Genomic DNA, 24460 nt, shown 5'->3' with positions numbered 1-24460 from the left:
CGGTGAGTATTAAAACCCAATTACGCCGCCGCGAGGCGGCAGATGCCAGCCATTTACCCGCCAGCCTGCCCCCCCTGTTGCGTCGCTTATACGCGTTGCGTGGAGTTAAGGGCGAGCAGGAGCTGGAGCGTAGCGTCAAGGGCATGTTGCCTTGGCAACAGTTGAGCGGTATCGATGCTGCGGTAGCGATATTGCAGCAGGCACTGGCCGACGGTCGCCGCATCATGGTGGTGGGCGACTTTGACGCCGACGGCGCCACCAGTACCGCACTGACGGTGCTGGCCTTGCGTAGCATGGGCTGTAGCTCTATCGAATATCTGGTGCCCAACCGTTTTGAAGATGGCTATGGCCTTAGCCCCGAAGTCGTGGAGCAGGCGGCGGCTCGGGGTGCCGAGCTGATCGTCACGGTCGATAACGGTATCTCCTCGCATGCGGGCGTTGACGTTGCACACGGCTTGGGAATACAGGTGCTGGTCACCGATCACCATCTGCCGGGGGATACTTTGCCTGCGGCAGAGGCGATCGTTAACCCGAACCTGCGTGACTGTGATTTTCCCTCCAAATCTTTGGCTGGTGTAGGCGTTGCCTTCTATCTGATGTTGGCTTTGCGGGCCAAGCTGCGTGACAGCGGCTGGTTCGAACAGCGTGCGCTGGCTATGCCTAATCTGGCCGAATTGCTGGATCTGGTGGCGTTGGGCACGGTGGCGGACGTGGTGCCGCTGGATGCCAACAACCGTATTCTGGTGTATCAGGGGCTGAACCGCATCCGGGCTGGCAAGTGTCGGCCAGGTATTCGCGCTCTGCTGGAAGTGGCTAACCGCGATGCGCGGCAATTGGCGGCCAGCGATCTCGGCTTTGCTCTTGGGCCACGGCTGAACGCGGCAGGGCGGCTGGACGATATGTCGATCGGCGTCGCCATGCTGTTGAGCGACGATATTGCCCAGGCGCGTATGCTGGCCAACGATCTCGACGCGCTCAACCAGACCCGGCGTGAGATAGAGCAGGGGATGCAGGTGGAAGCGCTGGAGCTGTGCGATCAGTTGGAACGAACTACCACCGCATTGCCCTACGGGTTAGCGATGTATCACCCAGAGTGGCATCAGGGCGTGGTGGGCATTCTGGCTTCACGCATCAAAGAGCGTTTCCATCGCCCGGTGATCGCTTTTGCCCCTGCGGGCGACGGCATTCTGAAAGGTTCTGGCCGCTCGGTGGCCGGGTTGCATATGCGTGATGCGCTGGAGCGGCTCGATACCCTGAATCCTGGGCTGATGATGAAGTTCGGCGGCCATGCGATGGCGGCGGGCTTGTCGCTGGAAGAGGCCAAGTTTGACGAGTTCCGCCAGCGTTTTGGCGAGCTGGTCGGCGAATGGCTCGATCCAGCCATGCTGGAAGGCGTGATCTGGTCGGACGGCGAGTTGATGATGCAAGAACTGACCCTGACCACCGCGGAGCTTCTGCGTGAGGGCGGGCCTTGGGGGCAGGCGTTTCCTGAGCCAACCTTTGACGGCAAGTTCCGTATTCTGCAACAGCGGCTGGTGGGCGAAAAACACCTGAAGCTGATGATCGAACCGCTCGGTGGCGGCCCATTGTTGGACGGCATCGCCTTCAATGTCGACACCACACAGTGGCCTGACAGCAGCATCAAAGAAGTGGAACTGGCGTACAAACTGGATGTGAACGAGTTCCGTGGCAACCGTAACGTGCAGTTGCTCATTCAGCACCTCTGGCCGCGTTAACCGGCTAGCCCCTCACCCAAAGGGAGAGGGGACTTGACGTGCCACATGTTGATTCTTGCATCTGAACGTTGATCCCCCACAAAAACTGACCAACTCGCTATAAACTGGCCGCTGGATCCGCTAGAATTACCGGTTCCAATGGCATTTCGCCATCGACGACATCAACGTAAGAACACAAAAAATCATGTTTGAAATTAATCCGGTAAAAAACCGCATTCAGGATGTGTCCGAGCGGACAGCCGTTCTCAGGGGGTATCTTTGACTATGATGCCAAGAAAGAACGCCTAGAAGAAGTTAACGCCGAGCTGGAACAGCCGGACGTTTGGAACGAACCTGAACGCGCACAGGCATTAGGCAAAGAGCGCTCGTCGCTGGAAGCCATTGTCGAAACCATCGATCAGCTGGAACAGGGCTGTGAAGACGTCACTGGCCTGCTGGAACTGGCGGTTGAGGCGGAAGACGAAGACACCTTCAACGAGACCGTGGTTGAGCTCGATCAACTGAGCGCCAAGCTGGAACAATTAGAATTCCGTCGTATGTTCTCTGGTGAATACGACAGCGCGGACTGCTATCTGGATATCCAGGCAGGCTCCGGCGGCACCGAAGCGCAGGACTGGGCTAGCATGCTGCTGCGCATGTACCTGCGTTGGGCGGAATCCAAAGGCTTTAAAACGGAAGTGATTGAAGAGTCCGACGGCGACGTCGCGGGCCTGAAGTCGGCAACCATCAAGATTATCGGCGACTACGCGTTTGGCTGGTTACGTACTGAAACCGGCGTGCATCGCCTGGTACGCAAGAGCCCATTCGATTCCGGTGGCCGTCGCCATACCTCCTTCAGTTCCGTATTTATCTATCCGGAAGTGGATGACGATATCGATATCGAAATCAACCCGGCCGATCTGCGCATTGACGTTTACCGCGCCTCCGGTGCTGGTGGTCAGCACGTTAACAAAACCGAGTCGGCGGTGCGTATTACCCACTTGCCAACCAATATTGTGGTGCAGTGCCAGAACGATCGCTCTCAGCATAAGAACAAGGATCAGGCATTCAAACAGCTGCGCGCCAAGCTGTATGAATACGAGATGCAAAAGAAAAATGCTGACAAGCAAATGCTGGAAGACAACAAGTCCGATATCGGCTGGGGCAGCCAAATCCGTTCTTACGTGCTGGATGACTCCCGCATCAAGGATTTGCGCACCAACGTCGAAACACGTAATACGCAGGCCGTACTGGATGGCGACCTGGATAAATTCATTGAGGCAAGTTTGAAAGCCGGGTTATGAGGAACAGAAATGTCTGAGCAACAAGCACAAGGCGCCGAACAGGCGTTGGATCTCAACAACGAGCTGCAGTCACGCCGTGAAAAATTGGCCGCGCTGCGCGAGAACGGCATTGCGTTCCCGAACGACTTCCGTCGTGATACCACCTCCGACAAACTGCATGCCGAATACGGCAGCAAAGAAAACGAAGAGCTGGAATCACTGGGTATCGAAGTGACCGTAGCTGGCCGTATGATGACCCGCCGTATCATGGGTAAAGCCTCCTTCGTGACGCTGCAGGACGTGGGTGGCCGCATTCAGCTCTACGTCGCACGCGACGATCTGCCTGAAGGTGTTTACAACGAGCAGTTCAAGAAATGGGACCTGGGCGATATCCTCGGCGCACGCGGTAAGCTGTTCAAGACCAAAACTGGCGAACTGTCTATCCACTGTACCGAGCTGCGTCTGCTGACCAAAGCACTGCGTCCGCTGCCAGACAAGTTCCACGGCCTGGCCGATCAGGAAACCCGTTATCGCCAGCGTTATCTGGATCTGATCGCCAACGAAGAATCCCGCAACACCTTCAAGATCCGTTCGCAGGTGATGGCGGCGATCCGTAACTTCATGGTGGGTCGAGGCTTTATGGAAGTCGAAACCCCGATGATGCAGGTGATCCCTGGCGGTGCTTCTGCTCGTCCGTTCGTCACGCACCACAACGCGTTGGACATCGACATGTACCTGCGTATCGCGCCAGAGCTGTATCTGAAGCGCCTGGTGGTAGGTGGCTTCGAGCGCGTGTTCGAGATCAACCGTAACTTCCGCAACGAAGGCGTTTCCCCGCGTCATAACCCAGAGTTCACCATGATGGAACTCTATATGGCGTATGCGGATTACAAAGACCTGATTGAGCTGACCGAGTCGCTGTTCCGTACGCTGGCGCAGGACGTGTTGGGTGACGTCAAGGTGCCTTATGGTGATGAGGTGTTCGACTTCGGCAAGCCGTTTGAAAAGCTGACCATGCGTGAAGCGATCAAGAAATACCGCCCGGAAACCAACCTCGACGATCTGAACGAGATGGCTAGCGCGGTAGCGATTGCCGAATCCATCGGCATCAAGGTTGAGAAGAGCTGGGGTCTGGGTCGCGTGGTTACCGAGATCTTCGAAGAGACCGCAGAAAGCCATCTGATCCAGCCAACCTTCATCACCGAGTACCCGGCAGAGGTTTCTCCGCTGGCACGTCGTAACGACGAGAACCCGGAAATCACCGACCGTTTCGAATTCTTTATCGGCGGGCGTGAAATCGGTAACGGCTTCTCAGAGCTGAACGACGCAGAAGATCAGGCGCAGCGTTTTGCCGATCAGGTTAGCGCGAAGGATGCTGGTGACGACGAAGCGATGTTCTACGACGAAGACTACGTCACCGCGCTGGAACATGGCCTGCCGCCAACCGCGGGCCTGGGCATCGGTATCGACCGTATGGTGATGCTGTTGACCAACAGCCACACCATCCGCGACGTGATCCTGTTCCCGGCCATGCGCCCGAGCAAGTAACGTTAGCTAAGTGATTAAGCCGGTGCAGGCGACTGTGCCGGTTTTTTTCGCCCGAAGAGAACCGGTTGTTGCTAACCGCTTAAAACATCGGCAGTTATGCGTTATCTTCGCTTGCCCGGCGCGCATAACCGGTTATAATGCCAGTCGCACACCTAAGCGGGTGTAGTTCAATGGTAGAACGGCAGCTTCCCAAGCTGCATACGAGGGTTCGATTCCCTTCACCCGCTCCAATCTCAAGTCACTCCGAACTCCACTAAATTCAACTACTCTCTGATTTAATAGCGTTTTTATCATTTTCCATATCAACTTGGTTCAACCCGTGTTTCCCCAATCAAACCACTATCTTCTATAGAAATGTGTTTAGTTACACCTATGCAGTTTGAAACTATACAAATTGCGTGATTTCAGCGGTGGAAACTATACTCATGCCATCTTGGAAAACCACTTCTGCGTAGATCTGACAAACCGCCTTACAATGAGAGGGGATAAGGCATGGTTCGGTTGGTAATGATTTTACTTGGGGTAGATTATTTACGTAACCGCTGGCGAGGGTTGATGATTGCCGGTTGGTTAGGCGTGTTAGCGGGCTTAATCGTTTTCATCGATGCGTTGGATAACGCGATTTATTTCCCTTTGCATCCCTTTGCTTTCCTGTTGCTGATCGAGGGACTGGCAACGCTGATGGTCGCGCATACCGGCATCGGCGGACAACGTACCTTGCGTTATGTGAAAGGAGGCGCATTTTCCCTGGCCGCGATATTGATCTTGAGTGGACAACACCATGGCCATTTTATTTTATCGATGATTTTTGGCACGTTGTTTTTGGCCGATGGGTTATTGCAAATTGTCTCCGCTGGGGTCGTGCGCTATAAAAACTGGAAGTTGGTAGTGGCTGGCGGTGTATTGGAAGTGATGTTAGCTATTTTCTTCTTTCAGCCCTACCCGACCCATTATGTCGGCACCGTGCCTTATTGTTTAGGTCTTGGGTTGATGTTTGGTGGGTGGAATATGGTTATGCTGGCGATGCGCGTCAAAAAGCTGGAGGTCAACCCCGCGGTTTTGGGTAATAAGGCCGCTGAGGAAGCCAGTAGTGTAGTAACCACGCCTTTGGTGACTGAATGGGAAGGCCCTCCGGCTGATGATGAACCTGCACTGACCATACATGTCTGGACTCCAGTGGGATCCTCGAAGAGTGAAACGGTGCCTCATCCTGTTATTGATCGTTATATTGCTGCGGTGGATAAAAATGGGGTGATTTCCACTGGCCATGCTGCACTTGAATCTCCGGAAGGTATTTATATCAGTTTGTATCCAGCGGTCGATATTGACCGGTCGCCAGATCAATTTTCCCGTTTGCTGCGGGCAACCGCAGACAATAATGTTGAAGGGAAATTCCAACCGGATTATGTGACAGAGTCAGGGGCATGGTGTCCTTCAACCCAGCGTGTGCGGATCAGGAACTACGATGCTGAACGTCTGAAACGGTTCTGGGAAGTTTATCGTGAAGACAATACGTATAATCTCACGCATCGTAACTGCTCAAGCAGTGTGGCGCGGGGTCTTGAAGCAGCGCTGGAAGGCGTAGTGAGTAAGATATGGGGACAACGTGGCCACTGGTGGGTGTTGAGTAAAATTCTCACGACGCCGGAATTGTGGGTGGCGGTACAAATACGTAAACGCGCAAAAACGATGGCCTGGACACCAGGGCTGATGCTTGACTATGCACGTGCATTGAGCATGTTGGCGGATCCCCGGCCGGCCGGTTGGATAACCACCATACGACGAGCCCTGGAGAAAATGTTATCTTTGCGCAAGCAATGGCGTGATGAAAAAGCGCAGGGCACGATAGCGTCAAATGTTCGCAGTGAGCCCTCAAATGACAAAGGCAAGTAGCGATTATGGTAATGTTTCCCCTTTTATACGCAGGGCTTTATTATTTGCATCAATAGCATTACGAACACTGTGCTGATTGGCATCAAAAATATCGTCAATAAACCACTGCTCATTCTCAGCCACTAAATCAAACGTGGTGGTAGTCGTGAGACTGTTATCACTAAAAGCGCGAAAAGTGACTGCGGCATGCGATTGTTTATTATCGTTCGAGAGAATATTGATATCCGTCACCACCAGGTTCTGATAATCCTGACACTGGCAGATCGGGTCGGCGTCAAGATAGCCTATATCGCCCGGTAAGGTTAGCGCCTGATCCTCTTCCAACACCGCGAGGAATTGCTTTGACGCAATCCGTTTCGGGCCCGTTTCGCCGATGAATGCGTTTGAAACATCATCATGGCCATAGGTGGCATAGATCCGTGCTATAAAGTTACTGGGATTTTCAATGGCCGATGCGGGCTGCGTAAGTGCAGCAAACGAAAGCAGAGAGAAACAGAGCAAAGCAAAAATGCGCATGGTTACAATTCCTTAATCGTTCTCTATCCCTTAAATCAACGGCCCATACTACGGTGTGCTCACCTTGATGGCAACGCTTGGTCGTTCTTGTTCAGCCCTGTACGAAACCAAGGTATACGCTGGAAAACTATTCCTAAAGAAAGGGATGCGCTCAAAGATCACCACGGTGAACGCGATGATTAATATCATAACCAAGAACAAAACCACCAGAGACAACACAAACCAGAAGCCACTCACTTCAATCGTTGTAAGCCCTATAGATGCACTATACAAAGCCCCGAAAATGAGGATAAGTGATATAGTGATCCCAACGAAATTTGCCAGCCTTCTTCGTCGGCTTTTCTTCTGAAACTCAAACGTCGAGGGGTTAATATTGAAGTCATAGAAAACCTCCTCAGAAATCACCAGTTCGGGCCGTTGTAGAGAGGCAATCTGCATCAGTATTGCACGTGTAATCTCCCAGTGATGCTTGAATTTCTTTATTTCATGCACCGGGATTAAATTTTCTTTCGTTTCACCGGATTGGGTTTGGGTGTAGATAATCAGGTTTTTAGTATTATTTTTATAGCCCGTATTACGAAAGCCAATCGTGGCCTTGGTGCCGTCTTCTAACGAACCTGTGACTTCTGGCCATAGTAGCTGATAATGACTTACACCGCCTGAAAGATCGTTGTATCGCGTATAGAAAACACCTTGAGAGGTGACGTTAAAGTACACCTCTCCATGCTTTAATTTTAAGTTGTCGCTAATTCTTTTAAAGAATAAATAATTCAGGGGGAGAAGGATCAATAAAAATAAAACACCAAGTAGAAAGGTGTCACCCTCGATAAAAAATAGGGTTGGCGTAGCCAGAGATGCAATGAAAACAAGTGTGAAAACGGGAGAAAGCAATAAGTAGAGCGTCTTTGTCGCTATTCTACGCTCGATGGCAGACACATCATCACATCGCTTGGAGGGGCTGGCGAAAAACGCGGTATGTTCGGTAATCATACTTTTATATCCCTATAATCAATCACATAATCCTGAATTAGTGTCTTACTGTACCCTAGCTAGTTAGCCGGAAGGCTTAAAACCCAAGAACTCAAGCCTGGTAGATTACCAGACTCAGGGACTATTTTCTGCTTAAGATAAACCGCTCGCTGCAAGGGAGAACACCGCTTTCGAGGGCATGTGCCCGACAAGATTATTTCAGGATGAAAGGCGATAGGAACGGCTCGGCAAATTGTTCGAGCAGGGTGATAAGCTCAGGATCCATATATTGATAGTCATCGGGGATATCGAGAACGTGCAGCGGTTTGTGTTCCAACAGGCGCTGATACTCGGCAACCAACCGGCTCTTGTGCTTTTGCTCCATGACAAAAATCATATCTGCCCAGCGCAATAACTCCGGCGTTACCGTTTTTTTGGCATTACGGCTGGTCCCGGCCGACCTGGTGGTCAGGCCGGGAGTCCGTTGCCATATGCGTTCTGCGGTAGGGCTGCGCCATTGGTTACGGCTACAGACAAACAGCACATTCATGGTTAATCAATCTCATCAAGTGAGTTACGCCGGGCTACGGCGCGGGATACTTGTGGGTATTCAATGCCTAGTTGCCTCGCCCGGGTCACTTTATGTGAGCGGGTATAGAGCATTTTCCACTTTTTCTCTTTGGTGAACTTGGGTTGAAAATCCCCCATCTCACGGTGTTTGTTGCGTTTGTTATTTACCAGGCGCCAGGCCCGGCCACGTATGTCAGTCATGTTAATGCCTCATCGGTGTTATCGGGGTTCAGCAGCCGCGATAATACGAGAGGTGGTGCAGCAGCATCTTATGCCGCCCGGTAATGCTAACATTTCGGCTATAAACAATAAATCGTCTTGAGCCCCCTGGTTGAAATCGAGCGAACTGATTTTGCTTGGCTCCCTCAGCCATTGTGCTGGTAGAGTGAGGGCCAGAATAAAACGACAAGGAGGTTTCCCATTGAACAAGCCAACCTGGGAAGAGTTCAGTTCGCTCTTCGAGAACCCGAAGCAAACCAAGGTGCGTGAGATGCAGGCAACGCTTATCGCACGTCATCCAAACATTCTCAGTGGTTATGGACCTGAGGATGACTATCTGGACGTTTTTAGCCGTGTGTTTGATATCGCGTTGGATTGGAAAGAGGGGATGGGCGCATTTCTCGAATACTTGGCGGAATATTTGGGGCCAGACGTTTTGGCTGTCGAGTTTGACGATGATTATGAAGTGGCAACCGTTCGCTTTGCGGGGCGAGAGCACCTGTTTAACTGTTCCGAATTGGGCAGTGAAATGTTTGACGCCGATTTGGAAAGATTGCAAACGCTCATGAGAAGCCGCTATGTGTTCCGGCTATTCTTTCAAGGTGCGCTCGACGATACGCTGAGATTCCTGGTGATCCCGGCTAATCTGTGGGAGCGGGCAGAAAAAGATTACGGCATGCAACGAACCTCGGCCTGCCTCATACCTTATGGCAGCTTGGTATCCCTTGAGGGCTATGATGCAACGCGTCGGTGGAAGATGCCCTACAGCAAACTTAAGCTGTTTCAGTTTGTCATTCCTGTGTTGATGGTGCTCGGTGCCGGGATTGTGAGCTTCTATAGTCCCCCTTCTGCTAATAGAGCAAGTGAGTTACCCACTTGTGAGAGTATGCAGAAAGTATTCGGTAAGCTGTCAAAATCGCAAGCAGAAGCGTTGATCGATGACATGCGGCGAAAAAATACCTGTAAGCCTTAACTTATGCGATCGATATGCTTGTTCAGTAAATCCAGATGCTCAAGTAGAAACAGCGATCCTGACGGCTTTAATTGTTTCACCCCCACACATTTTGCGACTATTCCGGATCCATCGCGATAGGCATCGGTGGTACAGTGGCGCGATTTTCATTCATTTTGATGTTTTTTTGGCTGTTGAACGCCGAGGTGTGAGTATGAGTAAGTTTATTGCAGCGGGCCTGCTGGCCGTTTTACTGTCCGGGTGTGCTACTGAGTCGCCTTGCGTACCGGTCTATGACGACCAAGGCCGTCTGGTTCATACTAATACCTGTATGAAAGGCACCACCCAGGATAACTGGGAAACCGCCGGGGCGATTGCAGGCGGGGCGGCAGCGGTCGCTGGCCTGACATTGGGTATTATCGCGTTAACCAAATAGTGATTTTTTAGTCGGGGCGCAGCATAGGCGCCCCGATCCTGTTACTGCTGTTGAGCCAGTTTTTTGCTGTCACAGCCGGTACTTTTACATTCCCGCTCTACGCTTTTCAGAAAATCGATACGGCTTTGCATGGTCTTGTTTGAGCAGGCGACATTGATCATGGAATCGTCGCTACATTGACTGTCCCGATTTTTCAGCCATTCGATCTGCGACTGCTTCAGCGTCTGCTTTTGCGGTTGGGTCAGCAACCCCATCACCTTCTTGTATTGCACATTGATCTCTTGATCCAGTTGCACCATCTCCAATGCCGCGCAGTAGGTCACGTCATAAGGGGTGCGCGGGCTGTCACAACCACCGGCCAACGTAGTGGCAGAGACCAACAGCAGCGAACATCCCAAGATTGTTTCTTTAATCACTTTGCACTTCTCCGTGTTTGGTTTTGAACTGGCTACACAGTAAACCAATGCCGCATTTTGCAATAGCCCGATTGAAGACAAATATTCAACCGGGCGTATGCGGTGCCCTTAGTTAAGTCTCAAGCCTCGGTTTGCGGTGTGACCTTTTGCTTATCGGAGTTCATACAGCTGTAGATCACCGGCAGCACCAACAGCGTCAGCACGGTAGCAAAGCCCAGGCCGAACATGATCACCACCGCCATGCTTTGGAAGAAGGCATCGCTAAGCAGTGGGGCCAGGCCGAGTACGGTGGTAAAGGCCGTCAGCAGGATAGGGCGCAAGCGTGAGGTAGAGGCATCGATGATGGCCTCCAGGATCGGTTTTTCCTGCCGCTGTAACCCGATCTCCTCTACCAGCACAATGCCGTTACGTATCAACATCCCGCTTAAACTCAACAGGCCAATCAGCGCCATAAAGCCAAACGGAATACCGGTTAGCAGGAAGCCCACGGTTACCCCAATCAACGCTAGCGGAATGGTCAACCAGATGGCGACGGCATTTTTTAGTGAGCTGAACATCAGCACGGTGATGATGAACATAATCACAAAGGCTACCGGCAGGCTGGTGAACAACCCTGCCTGGGCTTCCTTGGTACTTTCATAGTCGCCGCCCCAATTCAGTTCATAGCCGCGCGGTAATGGGATGGCATCAATATCCGGTTTGATGCGTTGCAACAGTTCGGCAGAGGTTTCACCGCTCTGGGAGCTAGGATCGGCCTGAACCGTCAGGGTGCGTTTGCGATCCCGGCGCATGATCAGCGGATCTTCCCACTCGGTAGTAAAGCCGTTAACCACGTTGTCGATAGGAATAAACGCCTGCCGTGCCTGGCTCCAGATCATCACGTCATTCAGCCGTTCCGCATTCAGACGCTCCGAGTCCGGCGTTCTTAACACAATCGGCATTAACCGCGTGCCATCACGATATAGGCCAACGGCGATCCCGCCAAAACTCATGCGCAGTGCACTGTCGATTTCACGTTTATCCACCCCTAATTCACGGCCAAGATAATCCGAGAACTGCGGGCGAATGACCTTGCTGCGTTGTTGCCAATCGTGCATCACGCCGTCGGCATTGGGGTCGGCGCTGGCGATAGTTTCTGCCTTGGCCGCCAGCGTTCGCAGCACGTTAGGATCCGGGCCGATAAAGCGTGCTTCGATGGAACTGTTATTCGAAGGCCCGAACATGATGCGCTTGGCCTGGGCGTTCACCTGAGGGAAATTGTTGCGTACGTAGCCCTCTATTTGGCCGATCATACCGGGGATCTGGTTGAGCTGTTTGGCTCGTACCATGATCTGTGCATAGTTGGAATATTGCCGCTGCGCGTTGTAGGTGAGCATAAAGCGCATCGCACCCTGGCCGATGGTGACCATGGTATCGCTGACGCCTTCTTGCGCCTGGATATGCTGCTCGATCTCGGCGGCTATCTTTTCGGTGTAGGCGATATCGGTGCCATAGGGCAGCCAGAGATCGACGAAGAAGATCGGCGTATTGGACGGTGGGAAGAAGCTTTGGCGCACGTTACCAAAACCGATCACCGAGACAACCATCAACGCGGCCAGCACCCCCAGCGTAATGGTGCGCTGGCGCAGCAGTTTGCCCAACAGATTGCGATAGACGCGGAACAGCCAACCGTCATAAGGCGACTTGACCGGCTCATCGGGTTTTGGCTCGGCCATTTTCTGTTTTTCAAACGCCCATTTGGTGAATACCGGCGTCAGGGTCAAGGCGGTGAACCAGCTCAGCATCAGGGAGATCAGCAGCACCTGGAACAGTGACTTACAGTATTCCCCGGTGGCATCGTTGGATAAGCCGATCGGTGCAAACGCCAGAATGGCAATCACCGTCGCCCCCAGTAGCGGGAACATGGTGCGTTTGACCACGTTATTAATGGCCTGCAGGGTTTTCTCACCCTGTTGCCGCCCAACCAGCACGCCCTCGACGATCACAATGGCGTTATCCACCAACATACTTAAGGCGATCACCAACGCCCCGAGCGAAACGCGCTGCAGCTCAATGTTGAACAGCTTCATGATCAGCAGGGTGCCAAGCACGTTCAGCGCCAGCGAGGCGGCGATCACCAGCCCGCTGCGCACCCCCATAAAGATCAGCAGGGTGCCGACCACGATCAGCAGCGCCAGCAAAAAGTTCATGATAAAGCCGTTCACCGCGCCTTCTACTTCATGGGACTGATCGTAGAAAACGCTGATATCCATCCCGGCGGGGCGTTCGGCTTGCAGTTGGGCCAACCGGGCCTTGACAGCTTCGCCCACCACAATCACGTTCACATTCGGGGCAAAGGATACGCCGATGGAGAGCGCAGGCCGCCCGTTGGCACGGTAGATATTATTGGGGGAGTGGGTTACGCCCTGGCTGATAGTGGCGATATCGCGCAGGTAAACGCTGCGCGGGCTACCCGGCTCGCTAATCAGCAGGTTACCCAACTCTTGCACGCTGGCAAATTCCCCGGTGGGATGCAGCCTGATCGACTCGCTGCCTACCAACAGATCCCCGGCGTTGGACACCACGTTCTGCCGGCTCAACAGATCGTAAAGCCGCTGTGGGATAATATTGGCGGCGGTCATCTGGGCGCGGGAAATCTCAATCTGTACTTCTTCCGGGATCACCCCGACAATCCCCACCTTGCCCACGCCTGGCACCACCACTAACTCACGGCGTAACAGCTCGGCAAAGTTGCGCAGCTCCTGATTGCTAAAGCCGTCGCCATACAGCGAGAAGAAGAAGCCGTACACATCGCCAAAATCATCGTTCACTATAGGTGGGCTGGCACCGGGCGGCAACCGTATCGCGGCATCGCCAATGCGCCGGCGCAGCACATCCCAGATTTGCGGCAATTCGGCGGCTCCGTATTCGGCACGGATATTAATGGTGATCTGCGACAGCCCCACGCTGGAGATGGAGGTCACGTTGTCGATATATGGCAACTGCTGAATGGCATTTTCCAGCGGCAGGGTGACTTCTTCCTCCACCTGCTGGGCCGAAGCGCCGTCATAGCGGGTGACCACCACCGCAGTCTTGATGGTAAAGGCCGGATCCTCCAGCCTGCCGATGTTGAGAAACGCCAGCACGCCGCCAATGCCTAGCAGCAGGATAGCCAGCCAGATTCGGGTGCCGTTGTTGATAAAGTTCTCTGTCAGTTTCATTACAGACCTCGCTCACGGACCCAGGCGCGCACTTCCTGATTGGGGCGCAGTTCGCGAGTACCGGCGGCGACGATCCGTTCACCATCGGCCAGACCGGAGACGATCTGTATTCCGTTAGCGGTCAGTTGCCCGGTTTCAACCTGACGAGATTCCACAAACAGTTTGCCATCACGTTCCTTGATCACCCACACGTGGGGCTGATTGCGTGGGCTGTTATCTGGGTTAAATATTGCTTCTACGGGCACAATGACATTGGTCTTCTGCGAAGCCCCGGCCAGATTACCGAGATTGATTTTCACGCTGCCGCTCATTCCCGAGAGCATTGGCAGATCTTTTGGGCGCGGCATGGTCAGGGTCATTTGATAGGTCAATGAGCCCGCGGTGGTATTGGTGGTGTGTTCTTTATAGCGGGCGGTAAACTCGCGGCCCGGCAAGTTGTTCAACAGAACAATAGGTTGGTACTGTGCATTGTTTTCATCAATCACAATGAACAGATTTTCGGGGATGCTGAAGACCACATCCAGCGAATCCAGCGAGTTCAGGGTCGCTATCGGTTGGCCTGCCGGGATCACTTGATAGTTACGGGCAGTGAGCGTGGCAATCACACCGGTAAAGGGGGCTCGGATTTGCATATCGCTCACTTCTTCCCTGGCCAACTTCAAGGCGGCCTGGGCCGAATCACGCGCTGCGCGATGAACATCCAGTTCGGCACGGGGAATAACATTGCGGGCACTCAGGGTGGCGAAACGATTGAATTGCGCCTGCGCCAGATCGAACGTGGCCTGCCGATCACGTAGCCGCAGGCGTGCGTCATTACTGTTTAGCTCGGCAATCACTTGCCCCTGGTTGACTCGTTCCCCTTCGCGTACCAGCAATTGTTGCAGTTGCCCCGGGCGCTTAAAAGCCAGGTCGGTACGGTCACCCGCGATAATCCTGGCTGGGAAGATGCGTACTCCTTGCTGGGCACTGTTGCTAACTTCAAAGATATTCACCGGACGGACGCTTTCGAGTTCTTTAGGCGTCTCTCTGTCACAGGCAGTAAGAAAAAGTGTGCAAAGCACAACGGCAACCAGTTTTATATTCACGATGCAATCTCTTAGGATCGGATTTTAGGGGGAGCGATGAGTTAACTCGTTGACCATATGCATCACGTCTTACCGCTCGTCTAGGCCAGCTCCGGCCTTGGTTCACGCTGCTGCGGGAACTTAATCTTGCTACTGTGACCGTAGGACACAACCCTCTGGGATTTCACGCACTCCTGACGCGATTCCCGGTACCCGCTAGCGGGCGTGCGCAACCCATGTTGTTTCCTTCAGTTTCAACCACTCGTAGACTCTTCAAGCTTAGTATGCCGTTTGCCAACGTGAGTAAATTATCTTCAGTTCATGCCGTTGGCCCGGTTTCGGTTATGGCTAATCAATCAACGCTAATGATTTCCCGGCTAAGATGATCGGTAACAGATAATCAGCATCCGCGGTAGCAGGATGCCGAGGATGGTACGGATTAAGATGATTCTTGGTTATGATCTAAATCATTTTCCGCAATTATGTTGGTGGCTATGATAAAAGTCCCAGTCCCGCACACCTTGTGCTATCAATGATGCAAGTTGTTCTGCTTTCTCCCTCCGATTATCGCCTCGTAATACCGTTTAGATTTTCTTTAATATCTTGCGTTCTTGATGTGGGGTTATTTTCACGTTCAGGGAATTGTCCTTTATTAATTGCTGTTATTTGGTACGGTATATCTAGTGGTGTATTTTTTTATTGTGTTTAATCTTGTTCTTTAACGGGAAATATCCTGTATTAGCGGCATTATGATTTGGTTGCAATAGGTCAATTGCCACAAAAATTATTATTGATCTGCTTTAAACGTCGGGCTATCCTTGGGCTAGAGTTCTTTTGATAGAGCGAAATAATTCAGCTTAACGTAATTTCATGCGCTTTAATAAAGGTATGGTTAATCGTGCCTTTATATCAAGCGTAGGATTGCTCTATCACTGATGATAGGCGTTACTCGGGCTGTTTTTGTTTCACTTTTATAAAAAGGACGATGTTGTGAAAAAAGTTAATACACTTGAAGCAGATACAATTGTTGGTGGTAAATGTAAAAGAGTCTGTGCTGTTGAGTATGTGGGTGGCGCTGGTGGTGCTTGCTATGTAGTCAGAACTTGTCTGGATAAGAATGGCCGAATTGTGAGTCAGACTAGCTCCTCTGTTGATTCTGCCAACTGCCCGGCAGGCCGGCCGTAAGCTCTTCCTGAGTTTCAGGATATAAATTTGGGCTGATGCGATAGGATTTTCGCATCGGCCTGTTTGAAAAGTGGTGCTTATTGATGGACAGGGATGTGATGGCTGCTGGCTCGCCAACGGCGCTACGTGCTAAATAAAAATGGCTATCCCTCCGTTATAAGATCTCATTGGTGTACCTTTTTTAGGAGGTATGGTTTATGTTCAAAAAACCCCTACTGCTTCTCATTTATACCTTGGCGATCATCGTTATTTCCTCGTTGATCACGACGGCCTATTTCCACTATTTTGTATTGAATCAGGGCATCGAACAGCAAGCTCTGGTTGCTGTCAGCGATGACGAGATCAAGAATAGCCCGATCAAAGAGGGTAATACCCTCGTCGAGATATTCTCTTACGGCTGCCACTACTGTGCCATAAACGAAGAGAATATTGCCAAGCTGGAAGCGCGTATGCCAGCAGGGACAAAACTGATCCGTCTGCATCTCAATAATGCGCAGAGCAATGGCCTGGCAAGTTACGCCCCATTATTTGCCACCCTGACGGTGATGGGTATTGAAGCTCAGCATCGTGAAAGTGCCTATAACGCCGTCATCAAACAGCAAAGCGATCTGAGTAAACCCCAAAATCTTGATAGCTGGTTGATGGAGAATGATATCGATCTCGCGGCTTATCACGCAGCCAGTCAAACTCCGCAGGTCGCAGAGTTGCTGAGCTATATGACCATGGTATCCGATCACTACAAAATCAACGCGACCCCAACCTTTATCGTCAGCAAGAAGTGGCTGGCACTGCAGGATCGCGATTTCCCGGAATTTGCCGATCACCTGCTGTCGTTGCTGCAGCATGATAAACCGCTGGAGCAATAATGCGCTTCTTTGCCGTGTGGGTTTATCTGGCCTGGAGAGATGCCCTCGCAAAAATCGCGCGGGGTTTTTTACCGTTGCGCAGAACACAGCACAAGACCGTTTGCTGGTTGCTGCGGCATGGCGATTATCGTTGGTTTCTTGGGCTGGCGGCGCTTAGCCGCTGGCTGCGGTTGAATAATCGGGGGGAGCGCAGGCGTGCGTTTGTGGCCGCAGCCAATAAGCAATGCCTGATTAAGGATGACCGCAAGGTGGATTTTGCCAAGATCAGCCAGCGTCGTCGTTTGTTGGATCTGGCCGCTGCCTATGCCGGTAACGCTCACCTCCTGGCCCAGTTGGAACACTGTCAGGTACAGCTCAACGCAGTTGTCGAACCCTTGCACCGAGCAGGGCAACCGGTGGTTCTTGCACCGCTGCATATGGTTTCTGACGTGTTGGCTGGCATGGTAGGAGCTGGGGTGTTTCCGGGGCAGGCAACGGTGGTGGTTTCTGCCAGTGCGGAGGTCTATCAGGAAAGAACGCGACAGCAAGCGGGAATTCACCTGTCTTACTGCTCGATCCATGATGATAACCGGGCGATTGCCGGCAATTTGACTAGCGCGATTATGGCGGCGGCCGATCATCAACGCAATATCATGATTTTCCCAGATATCTCGCCGGATTACACCGTCAATGCCAATGAGGCGAAAACGGCGAAGCTCAGTTGTCGCCTGTTTGATCGCCCGGCCAACCTGCACAGCGGCGTTATTCGTATCGCCAGAGCCTTGTCTGCACAGGTGGTCTCTTATTACCTGTATTACGATCAGGGAATAAAGATCCACATCTATCCGCCGATACCGGCCTGCAATCTGAAAGCCAAACTGCCGGAACTGATTGAAACGTCGATCGTCAGGCACCCTGAAGATTGGCTGTTATGGCACTCACATTCGTTATTTTTTATCAATGAATAACCTGGAAATTGAAGAAGTCAGATCATGGAAAAGATAATCCCGGCGCTGGTGTTTCAAGGCGAAACGAATGAATGTGGGCTGGCCTGCATCGCCATGATGGCGGAAACGCAGGGCATCAGTGCGCCATTGGAGAGCTTGCGGGAGCGCTATCCCGCCTCGCAGCATGGCACCTCGCTGGCCACACTGTGCGACATTATGGCGGAACTGGCGATGCCCGCCTATCCCGTTGCTTTCGAGCACGGTGAACTGGCGGAAATACCGCTGCCTGCCATTTTACATTATGGGGCGAGCCATTATGTGGTGTTGGCCTACCGTAAAGGTAATCATGTCTGCGTGATGAACCCGGGCATTGGTCAGCAACTGTTGCCGATTGATGCGTTAAAAATGGAAATCAGCGGTTATGCGTTGGTGCTGGACAGTGAAGCCCAGCCTGACTCTCAGGCGCTGGCCAATGTTCAGCCCAGTAAGCGCTTCAGTGCGTCCGACACCATGAGCCTGAAAGAAACCGCGCGTATCCCCGGTATTTACCGGCTGATGATACTGGCGTTTCTGATCTCTTTAACCCTGTTTATTATGCCGACGATGGTCAGCAGCGCCATCAATCAGGTTTTTTCCAGCGCAGGTGAAACCGACTTCCCTTATTTCTACTTCCTGCTGGCATTTGTCGTGTCGACCACACTGGCCTTCGGCGTGCGTTGGATCACCGAGCGCTTTATCAAACGCTTTGTGGTGATCAACAGCGTGGCGGGATTCTCGCGCCTGCTCAGCAATTCACTGAACTTCTTTGATAAACGCGCGCCGGGCGAAGTCTTCAGCCGTTTTTCCAACTGGCAGATGGCGTCGGGGACTAAAATCGAGCTGGATAACGGCCTGCGTACCGACTGGATCATTGGCGCTATCGCACTGGCGGTGATGTGCTACATGAGCCCGCTGCTGGCTATGGTGTCTGGTGTGGGGGTCACTCTGATGGGATTGGTCAGCGTCTGGGCCATCTATCGTGACCGTTTTTACACCCAGCAGTTGCAGGTAAAAACCGCCGAGCAGAGCGACTTTATCCTGGAGAGTATTCAAGGGTTCTCCACCATCAAGTCCGCCGGATTGGACAGCCAGCGCAAAGGGATGTTCGCCAAGTTTGCACTGTCGTTGTTTACCTGTCGCCAGCAGCAGAAGATGTATGAGCAGGTCAAAAGCAGCCTGTATCAGTTGATCGGCAGCCTGGAGATGGTGTTCTTTATGTTGCTGGCGCTGCCGTTGCTGAAAAACGGCACTATCACGCTGGGTGAGTTCTTTGCCTACAGTTTTGTGCGTGAAATCTTCACCTCTTATATCACCAAGATTTTCTACTCCGTTCTGCAAAAGAACCAGTTGCACGTGATCGATACCCGCGCCAGAGACTTGTTCCCATCGCGGCCTGAACAGGATAGGGCGGAGGATGCGGTACCTACACCGATCCCTAAATTCACTTCGCAGTTACGTTATAAAAATATCGCCTTTGCCTATGACGCCCAGCAACCGGTATTGCAAGACCTTTCTCTGTCGCTAAAACCAGGGAAAAGTATTGCCATTGTGGGTGAGTCGGGGGCGGGGAAAAGTACCTTGCTGAAAGTGATGACCGGCCTGATGACACCCCAGCAGGGGCAGGTGATTGTTGATGGCCAACCGCTCGATTATCAGCAGGTGCACGCGTTGTTCTTCCTGCAAAGCCAGGAGGACATCTTGTTCAATGCCTCGGTGCTGCAAAATATCACCCTGTTTGATGAGGGGGTTGATGAGCGCAAACATCGGCAGATCGAGCGCTCCCTTGCAGGGTTGAATTTGAGCTCGGTGATAGAAAAACTTCCGGGGGGCTTGAATGCCCTGATCCGTGAAAGCCATGCTGGGCTTTCGCTGGGGCAGCGCCAACGTCTGCTGCTGGCGCGGGCTATGTACAGCGATCGTCCGGTGCTAGTGCTCGATGAGCCTACGGCCAACCTGGATGAGGACACGGCGCACCAGGTGATGACCACCTTGCTGACGCATTGTCGCGAGCAGCATAAAACGCTGATCACCGTGACGCACAGCGAAAGCGTATTGCCGATGTTTGATCGGGTGTACCGCGTGAGCAACGGCCATGTGGTGAGCGTTGCTACGGAGCTTGAAGCGTCAACAGCGTTAACCACGGCGGTGAGTTAATGAAGTTGAAAATGTTTGGCATGGATAAACGCAGGCTAGTGCCGATTGCCTTGCTGTGTCAGGTGGTGTTGATCGGCACGATCGCCTGGTTCATCATTGGGCCTACGCACAATAATACCTATGACATCGAAGAGATCGCCCGTGGCGATATCGAGAAAACCGTGTTGGCCACCGGTATCCTCAAACCGGCGTTGCAGGTCAGCGTCGGTGCGCAGGTTAACGGACAATTGCAAAAGCTGTATGTGAAGCAGGGCGATCGCGTCACCCGAGGACAACTGCTGGCGGAAATCGATCCGACCTTGCAACAGAATGAGTTGCGTAAATCGGAGGCTGCCTTGCAAAGCGCTCAGGCGCAGAAACAGGTCACCCAGGCAACGCTCAAGCAGTATCAGCAGGAATTGAAGCGTCAAATGAGGCTGGATCGTGATGGTTCAGGCGTGAAAAGCGATCTGGAGAAGGCGCAGGCGCAGTTCCAAACCCAGCTTGCCCAGTTGAAGGTCAACGACGCGCAGATCGTTCAGGCGCAGATGGAGCAGCAAACCGCGAAAGCCAATCTGGACTTTACCCGCATCGTCGCGCCGATCGATGGCGAAGTGTTGGGGATCGTCACCAAAGAAGGGCAGACCATCGTGTCGTCACAAACCGTGCCGACCATTCTGGTGCTGGCGGATGTCGACACCATGACGGTACACACCCGTATTTCGGAGACTGATATCCTGAAGGTGCGAGTCGGGCAACCACTGTGGTTCTACGTTGTTGCCGATCCCAAACAGCGTTACGAAAGCGTGATGGGCTCGATCCAGGAAGCCCCGAACGAAGCCTTGCAGGAAGGTAACTCGTCAGGCTCTGCCAATCAGCAGGCTTCGGCGGTCTATTACAGCGGCGTGTTTGCCATTGCCAACAGCAAACGTCTGTTGCGCACCTCGATGACCGCTCAGGTCTTTATTATCACCGAACAGGTGAAGAATGCCCTGCGCGTGCCGGTGGCCGCCTTCGGTGAACAGCAGGGTAAAGATCGTTATCAGGTACAGGTGATGAATGGCAAACAGCTTGAAACACGCTGGATCCGCATCGGCCTGAACGATCGCCAGTTTGCCGAAGTGAAAGAGGGGCTGAAAGAGGGAGACCGCGTAGTACTGGCGCAGCGTGCCGTCGGGAGTGCTAGCAATGGTTAAGTTATCCACTCCCTTGATCGTACTGAGCGGCATTTCCCGCCATTTTGTCTCCGGGTTGCAGACCGTGGCGGTGCTGAAAAATATCTCTCTCTCCATTCAGCGTGGCGAAATGGTGGCGATCATTGGCGCGTCCGGCTCGGGGAAATCCACGCTGATGAATATCATCGGCTGCCTGGATAAGCCTACGCAGGGGGAGATGCAGATCAAGGGGATCTCCACCCAGCTTGCCAGCAGTGAGCAGTTGGCTCAGCTACGCAGTCAGTACATCGGGTTTATTTTCCAGCGTTATCACCTGATGCCCTACCTGAGCGCCGCCGAAAACGTCGCCATTCCCGCCCTGTATACCGCGATGCCTGCGGCAGAACGCCAGACGCGGGCCGAATACCTGCTCACCCGGCTTGGATTGCAGCACCGAATGGATTACAAACCGGCGCAACTCTCCGGTGGGCAACAGCAGCGTGTCAGTATTGCCCGGGCGTTGATGAACGGGGCGGAAATCATTCTGGCCGATGAACCGACCGGTGCGCTCGACCGTGCCAGTGGTCAGGAACTGATGGGGATCCTGCATTCCCTGCACCGTTCGGGGCATACCATCATTATCGTCACCCACGATCGGGACGTGGCCAATCAGGCGCAGCGCATTATCGAAATCAGCGACGGCGAGATCGTGGCCGACCAGCGTAATGAGGCGGTAGCCCTGCAGGAAACCAAACCTGCGCTGCCAGTTGCCGCGGCTACCGGGCGCAACCCGTTCTGGCCGAGCGTGCAAGAGGCGGTCAAGATGGCCTGGCGTGCGTTGCTGGGGCATCGAGCAAGGGCCTTTTTGTCGATGTTGGGCATCATTATCGGCGTCTCTTCCGTGGTGTCGTCAATGGCGGTGGGTGAGGGCGCACGTCAAAATATACTCAATGAAATTAGCCAATTAGGTAGCAGTACCTTAGATGTCCGCCCCGGACTGGGGTGGGATAAACCGCGCCCGGACCTCGCCCGCTCGCTGACGGTGGCTGATGTTGAGCTGTTGGAGCACCAGCCTTATGTCGACAGCGTATCGCCGGTGGTCAGCAAAACCGTGGCCGCGGTGCGCGGTGGCAAAGAGGCGATGGCTTCGATTTCCGGTATCAGCAACGCCTATTTTCGTGTGCAGGGCCTGAATTTCCTTTCCGGCAACGGCTTTACCCGGCGCGATCTGGATGAGCGTGAGCCGGTGGTGATCATCGATCCGCAATTACGCGACACGCTGTTTGAGCCGGATGAAGTGGCTGAGGGCGGGATCGTCCAGCTTGCAGGTACCCCTTACCGGGTGATCGGCGTTGCTGAGCCTAAAGGCGGCAAATACAGCGGCATGATGTTGGGGGCCTGGATGCCTTATACCGCAGTGCTGGAGCGCATGTCCGGCGATATGCCGATCGAGTCGATTATGCTGCGTGTGCACGAAGGGTCCTCGCTTATCGAAGCACAGGGGCGCGTCGAACGGCTGTTGGAACAGGCGCATGGCCGGCGCGACTTTTTCACCCAAACCAATGACCAGATGACCAAGGCCATCCGTAAAGCCTCGGATTCGATGACGCTGCTGATCACCGCCATTGCCGGGATTTCACTGCTGGTGGGCGGGGTTGGCGTGATGAACATCATGCTGGTTTCGGTTACCGAACGTACCCATGAGATCGGCATACGCCTTTCGGTCGGTGCGCGGCCAGTGGACATCATGCGCCAGTTCCTGATTGAGGCGATGGTGATCTGCTCGCTGGGTGGGTTGATTGGCATTATTGGCTCCGGGCTGGCCGGGGTGATTTTCTCCCTGGTGACACAGGAGTTCACCATGATTTTTACCTGGCCGCCGTTGGTGCTGGCCTGTGGGTTCTCGGCGTTGATCGGCTTGGGTTTTGGTTTTTTCCCGGCGCGCAATGCGGCGCGTCTGCATCCAACGGAGGCGTTGGCGCGCGAATGACGAACAACAAACTTTCTCTGGTGATGCTATTGCCACTGCTGTTGAGCGGTTGTGGCTCCTTGACGAAAAGCGATTATCAGCGGCCAATGCTGTCAGTACCTGCCGAGTGGCGGATGCAACAGAGCGGAAGCGATTTTCTGCAACACACCGAGCATTGGTGGGATAACTTCGACGATCCGCAGCTCTCCGTGCTGATTGGGCGGGTGCTGACCAGCAACAACGATCTGGCCATTGCCGGGCTGCAACTCCAGCAGGCGAGGCTGGCGGCCGGGCTGAAGAATACCAACCTGACGCCAACCGCGACGGCAAACGGCGGGGTCAGTAATAGCAAGAACCTGCGTCAGAATACGAACTCCACAGAGTCTTACAACAGTGGTCTGGAGCTAAGTTATGAATTGGATTTGTGGGGCAAACTGGCACGAACCAGAGAGCAGGCGCAGTGGCAGGCTGAGGCCAAGGAACAGGATCGGCAAAACACCGCGCTGACGCTCATCGGCAACACGGCGCAGTATTATTGGCAGATCGCCAACCTTAATCAGCAAATCAAGCAACAGCAGGCGGGGCTGGAAATCGGCCAACAGACGCTGGCGATGGTGCAATCGCGTTATGACGCCGGTGCCGCCGGGCAGATCGACCTGCAACAGGCACAGCAATCGCTGATCAATCGTGAGAATAACTACCGCACGCTGCAACAGCAGCGGGAAGAGAATCGCAACGCGCTGGCGATCCTGTTCAACCGTTCACCCACCGATCGCCAGGCCGAACGCCGCTCCCTTGATATCAATCAGGAAGTGCCGGTAGCGAGCGCTTTGCCGGTAGAAGTGATTGCCCGTCGGCCTGATGTGCAGGCGGCAGAAAAGACTTTGCGTGCTGCGCTGGCAGGGTCGGATGTGGAGCGTTTGAACTTCTACCCTTCGCTTTCGCTGAGTGCTTCACTCAATGCGGGCAGCACGATTTTCCAGCAGTGGTTCAGCAACCCGAGCAGAAGCTTGGGGAGCAGCGTTGCTTTACCCTTCCTGAACTGGAATACCGTGCAACTGACCATCGAAATAGCCGATTTAGACGTCAAGCAGGCGGCGATCGCTTTCCGCAGCCAGGTCTACAACGCGTTGGCGGACGTGGACAACGCCATGTCGCAACGGCTCAGCTATCAACAGCAAAAAATCAATCAGCAACGCAACCTGCGGCTTGGTCATCAGCGTTTGGCACTGGCCAACAGCCAGTATCAGGCCGGTGCGGCCTCCCTCCAGACCTTGCTGGATGCCGAGGATGCGTTATTGACCATTGAAAGCAATTTGTCAGATCTGCAGTACAACTACCTCAACGCCACCATGAAACTGTGGCTGGCGTTGGGCGGCGGTGTGGAAAAGACGGTGATATAACAGG

General features: G+C 53.4%; 19 protein-coding genes and 1 tRNA gene. 13 read left to right on the top strand and 7 right to left on the bottom strand.

The genetic code is table 11. The features are described from left to right. The first annotated feature begins 2 nt into the window (after nt 1-2). The 5 genes from recJ to KGP17_RS21650 all read left to right on the top strand — a co-directional run bounded on the left by recJ (nt 3) and on the right by KGP17_RS21650 (nt 6439). A complete protein-coding gene (gene recJ, locus KGP17_RS21670) occupies nt 3-1736 on the top strand; it encodes a single-stranded-DNA-specific exonuclease RecJ (protein ID WP_059201688.1) in 1734 nt (577 codons plus the stop codon). Between the two features lie 184 nt (nt 1737-1920). After that, nucleotides 1921-3019, top strand: a protein-coding gene (prfB, locus tag KGP17_RS21665) for a peptide chain release factor 2 (RefSeq protein WP_098929871.1) whose coding sequence is annotated in 2 segments (ribosomal slippage) — nt 1921-1995 and nt 1997-3019 — 1098 coding nt in all. Because the reading frame shifts where the segments join, the coding sequence is not laid out codon by codon here. A gap of 9 nt (nt 3020-3028) precedes the next feature. After that, nucleotides 3029-4546: a lysine--tRNA ligase gene (gene lysS, locus KGP17_RS21660; RefSeq protein ID WP_021806189.1), complete on the top strand. Its 1518-nt coding sequence runs from the start codon at nt 3029-3031 to the stop codon at nt 4544-4546. 156 nt (nt 4547-4702) lie between these two features. Next, a tRNA-Gly gene (locus KGP17_RS21655) sits at nt 4703-4776 on the top strand. A gap of 262 nt (nt 4777-5038) precedes the next feature. Next, entirely contained in the window at nt 5039-6439 is a 1401-nt protein-coding gene (locus KGP17_RS21650; protein ID WP_223498303.1) for an HdeD family acid-resistance protein, read from the top strand. Between the two features lie 3 nt (nt 6440-6442). Here the strand turns inward: KGP17_RS21650 and KGP17_RS21645 are convergent, their stop codons facing one another. The 4 genes from KGP17_RS21645 to KGP17_RS21630 all read right to left on the bottom strand — a co-directional run bounded on the left by KGP17_RS21645 (nt 6443) and on the right by KGP17_RS21630 (nt 8695). Continuing rightward, a complete protein-coding gene (locus KGP17_RS21645; RefSeq protein WP_223498302.1) occupies nt 6443-6955 on the bottom strand; it encodes a DUF3828 domain-containing protein in 513 nt (170 codons plus the stop codon). Between the two features lie 48 nt (nt 6956-7003). Further along, nucleotides 7004-7945: a hypothetical protein gene (locus tag KGP17_RS21640; protein ID WP_223498301.1), complete on the bottom strand. Its 942-nt coding sequence runs from the start codon at nt 7943-7945 to the stop codon at nt 7004-7006. Between the two features lie 193 nt (nt 7946-8138). Then, entirely contained in the window at nt 8139-8474 is a 336-nt protein-coding gene (locus KGP17_RS21635; protein WP_223498300.1) for a low molecular weight protein tyrosine phosphatase family protein, read from the bottom strand. A 2-nt stretch (nt 8475-8476) separates the two neighbouring features. Continuing rightward, on the bottom strand, nt 8477-8695 hold the full coding sequence (locus KGP17_RS21630; RefSeq protein ID WP_021806176.1) for a hypothetical protein: 219 nt from the start codon (nt 8693-8695) through the stop codon (nt 8477-8479). Between the two features lie 220 nt (nt 8696-8915). On the opposite strand from KGP17_RS21630, the gene KGP17_RS21625 reads away from it, so the two are divergent. Together KGP17_RS21625 and KGP17_RS21620 are read left to right on the top strand one after the other, a co-directional pair. Next, nucleotides 8916-9686 carry a hypothetical protein gene (locus KGP17_RS21625; RefSeq protein ID WP_223498299.1) on the top strand — a complete coding sequence of 257 codons (771 nt, stop codon included), beginning with the start codon at nt 8916-8918 and terminating at the stop codon, nt 9684-9686. Between the two features lie 193 nt (nt 9687-9879). Next, nucleotides 9880-10101: a hypothetical protein gene (locus KGP17_RS21620; protein WP_021179822.1), complete on the top strand. Its 222-nt coding sequence runs from the start codon at nt 9880-9882 to the stop codon at nt 10099-10101. A gap of 41 nt (nt 10102-10142) precedes the next feature. On the opposite strand, the gene KGP17_RS21615 is transcribed toward KGP17_RS21620, so the two are convergent. The 3 genes from KGP17_RS21615 to KGP17_RS21605 form a co-directional block, all read right to left on the bottom strand. Further along, on the bottom strand, nt 10143-10517 hold the full coding sequence (locus tag KGP17_RS21615) for a lysozyme inhibitor LprI family protein (RefSeq protein ID WP_021806174.1): 375 nt from the start codon (nt 10515-10517) through the stop codon (nt 10143-10145). 119 nt (nt 10518-10636) lie between these two features. Then, nucleotides 10637-13717 carry an efflux RND transporter permease subunit gene (locus KGP17_RS21610; protein ID WP_021806173.1) on the bottom strand — a complete coding sequence of 1027 codons (3081 nt, stop codon included), beginning with the start codon at nt 13715-13717 and terminating at the stop codon, nt 10637-10639. Further along, the gene (locus tag KGP17_RS21605; protein ID WP_059201682.1) at nt 13717-14802 is read right to left on the bottom strand and encodes an efflux RND transporter periplasmic adaptor subunit; all 1086 of its coding nucleotides are present in this window, start codon (nt 14800-14802) and stop codon (nt 13717-13719) included. The genes KGP17_RS21610 and KGP17_RS21605 overlap by 1 nt, the downstream gene beginning before the upstream one ends. A gap of 1361 nt (nt 14803-16163) precedes the next feature. Here KGP17_RS21605 and KGP17_RS21595 point away from each other — a divergent pair. Genes KGP17_RS21595 through KGP17_RS21570 form a run of 6 tightly spaced genes read left to right on the top strand, consistent with a single transcriptional unit; the run spans nt 16164 to nt 24456 of the window. Then, on the top strand, nt 16164-16832 hold the full coding sequence (locus tag KGP17_RS21595) for a DsbA family protein (RefSeq protein ID WP_059201681.1): 669 nt from the start codon (nt 16164-16166) through the stop codon (nt 16830-16832). Further along, nucleotides 16832-17779, top strand: coding sequence for a hypothetical protein (locus KGP17_RS21590; RefSeq protein WP_021806170.1), 948 nt, complete (start codon nt 16832-16834; stop codon nt 17777-17779). The genes KGP17_RS21595 and KGP17_RS21590 overlap by 1 nt, the downstream gene beginning before the upstream one ends. 24 nt (nt 17780-17803) lie before the next feature. Next, nucleotides 17804-19951, top strand: a complete 2148-nt coding sequence (locus KGP17_RS21585; protein WP_223498298.1) for a peptidase domain-containing ABC transporter — start codon at nt 17804-17806, stop codon at nt 19949-19951. Next, the gene (locus KGP17_RS21580; protein WP_223498297.1) at nt 19951-21126 is read left to right on the top strand and encodes an efflux RND transporter periplasmic adaptor subunit; all 1176 of its coding nucleotides are present in this window, start codon (nt 19951-19953) and stop codon (nt 21124-21126) included. Before KGP17_RS21585 ends, KGP17_RS21580 begins: the two co-directional genes overlap by 1 nt. Next, nucleotides 21119-23074: a MacB family efflux pump subunit gene (locus KGP17_RS21575; RefSeq protein WP_021806167.1), complete on the top strand. Its 1956-nt coding sequence runs from the start codon at nt 21119-21121 to the stop codon at nt 23072-23074. The genes KGP17_RS21580 and KGP17_RS21575 overlap by 8 nt, the downstream gene beginning before the upstream one ends. Next, nucleotides 23071-24456 (top strand): efflux transporter outer membrane subunit, encoded by a 1386-nt coding sequence (locus KGP17_RS21570; RefSeq protein WP_094981490.1) that lies wholly within the window; start codon nt 23071-23073, stop codon nt 24454-24456. The genes KGP17_RS21575 and KGP17_RS21570 overlap by 4 nt, the downstream gene beginning before the upstream one ends. Nucleotides 24457-24460: the final 4 nt, after the last annotated feature.

It is taken from the genome of Serratia sp. JSRIV001, assembly GCF_019968745.1.
Taxonomy (GTDB): domain Bacteria; phylum Pseudomonadota; class Gammaproteobacteria; order Enterobacterales; family Enterobacteriaceae; genus Chania; species Chania fonticola_B.
Note: the sequence above shows the minus strand (reverse complement) of the source record. Positions and strands in the feature narration are given on the sequence as shown.

What these genes read in the sequence shown, in the direction of transcription:
- KGP17_RS21570 (WP_094981490.1), top strand. Translation starts at nt 23,071, where the DNA reads ATGACGAACAACAAACTTTCTCTGGTGATGCTATTGCCACTGCTGTTG.
- KGP17_RS21580 (WP_223498297.1), top strand. Translation starts at nt 19,951, where the DNA reads ATGAAGTTGAAAATGTTTGGCATGGATAAACGCAGGCTAGTGCCGATT.
- KGP17_RS21635 (WP_223498300.1), bottom strand. Translation starts at nt 8,474, where the DNA reads ATGAATGTGCTGTTTGTCTGTAGCCGTAACCAATGGCGCAGCCCTACC.
- KGP17_RS21630 (WP_021806176.1), bottom strand. Translation starts at nt 8,695, where the DNA reads ATGACTGACATACGTGGCCGGGCCTGGCGCCTGGTAAATAACAAACGC.
- KGP17_RS21620 (WP_021179822.1), top strand. Translation starts at nt 9,880, where the DNA reads ATGAGTAAGTTTATTGCAGCGGGCCTGCTGGCCGTTTTACTGTCCGGG.
- KGP17_RS21645 (WP_223498302.1), bottom strand. Translation starts at nt 6,955, where the DNA reads ATGCGCATTTTTGCTTTGCTCTGTTTCTCTCTGCTTTCGTTTGCTGCA.
- KGP17_RS21640 (WP_223498301.1), bottom strand. Translation starts at nt 7,945, where the DNA reads ATGATTACCGAACATACCGCGTTTTTCGCCAGCCCCTCCAAGCGATGT.
- lysS (WP_021806189.1), top strand. Translation starts at nt 3,029, where the DNA reads ATGTCTGAGCAACAAGCACAAGGCGCCGAACAGGCGTTGGATCTCAAC.
- KGP17_RS21575 (WP_021806167.1), top strand. Translation starts at nt 21,119, where the DNA reads ATGGTTAAGTTATCCACTCCCTTGATCGTACTGAGCGGCATTTCCCGC.
- KGP17_RS21610 (WP_021806173.1), bottom strand. Translation starts at nt 13,717, where the DNA reads ATGAAACTGACAGAGAACTTTATCAACAACGGCACCCGAATCTGGCTG.
- KGP17_RS21650 (WP_223498303.1), top strand. Translation starts at nt 5,039, where the DNA reads ATGGTTCGGTTGGTAATGATTTTACTTGGGGTAGATTATTTACGTAAC.
- KGP17_RS21595 (WP_059201681.1), top strand. Translation starts at nt 16,164, where the DNA reads ATGTTCAAAAAACCCCTACTGCTTCTCATTTATACCTTGGCGATCATC.
- KGP17_RS21585 (WP_223498298.1), top strand. Translation starts at nt 17,804, where the DNA reads ATGGAAAAGATAATCCCGGCGCTGGTGTTTCAAGGCGAAACGAATGAA.
- KGP17_RS21590 (WP_021806170.1), top strand. Translation starts at nt 16,832, where the DNA reads ATGCGCTTCTTTGCCGTGTGGGTTTATCTGGCCTGGAGAGATGCCCTC.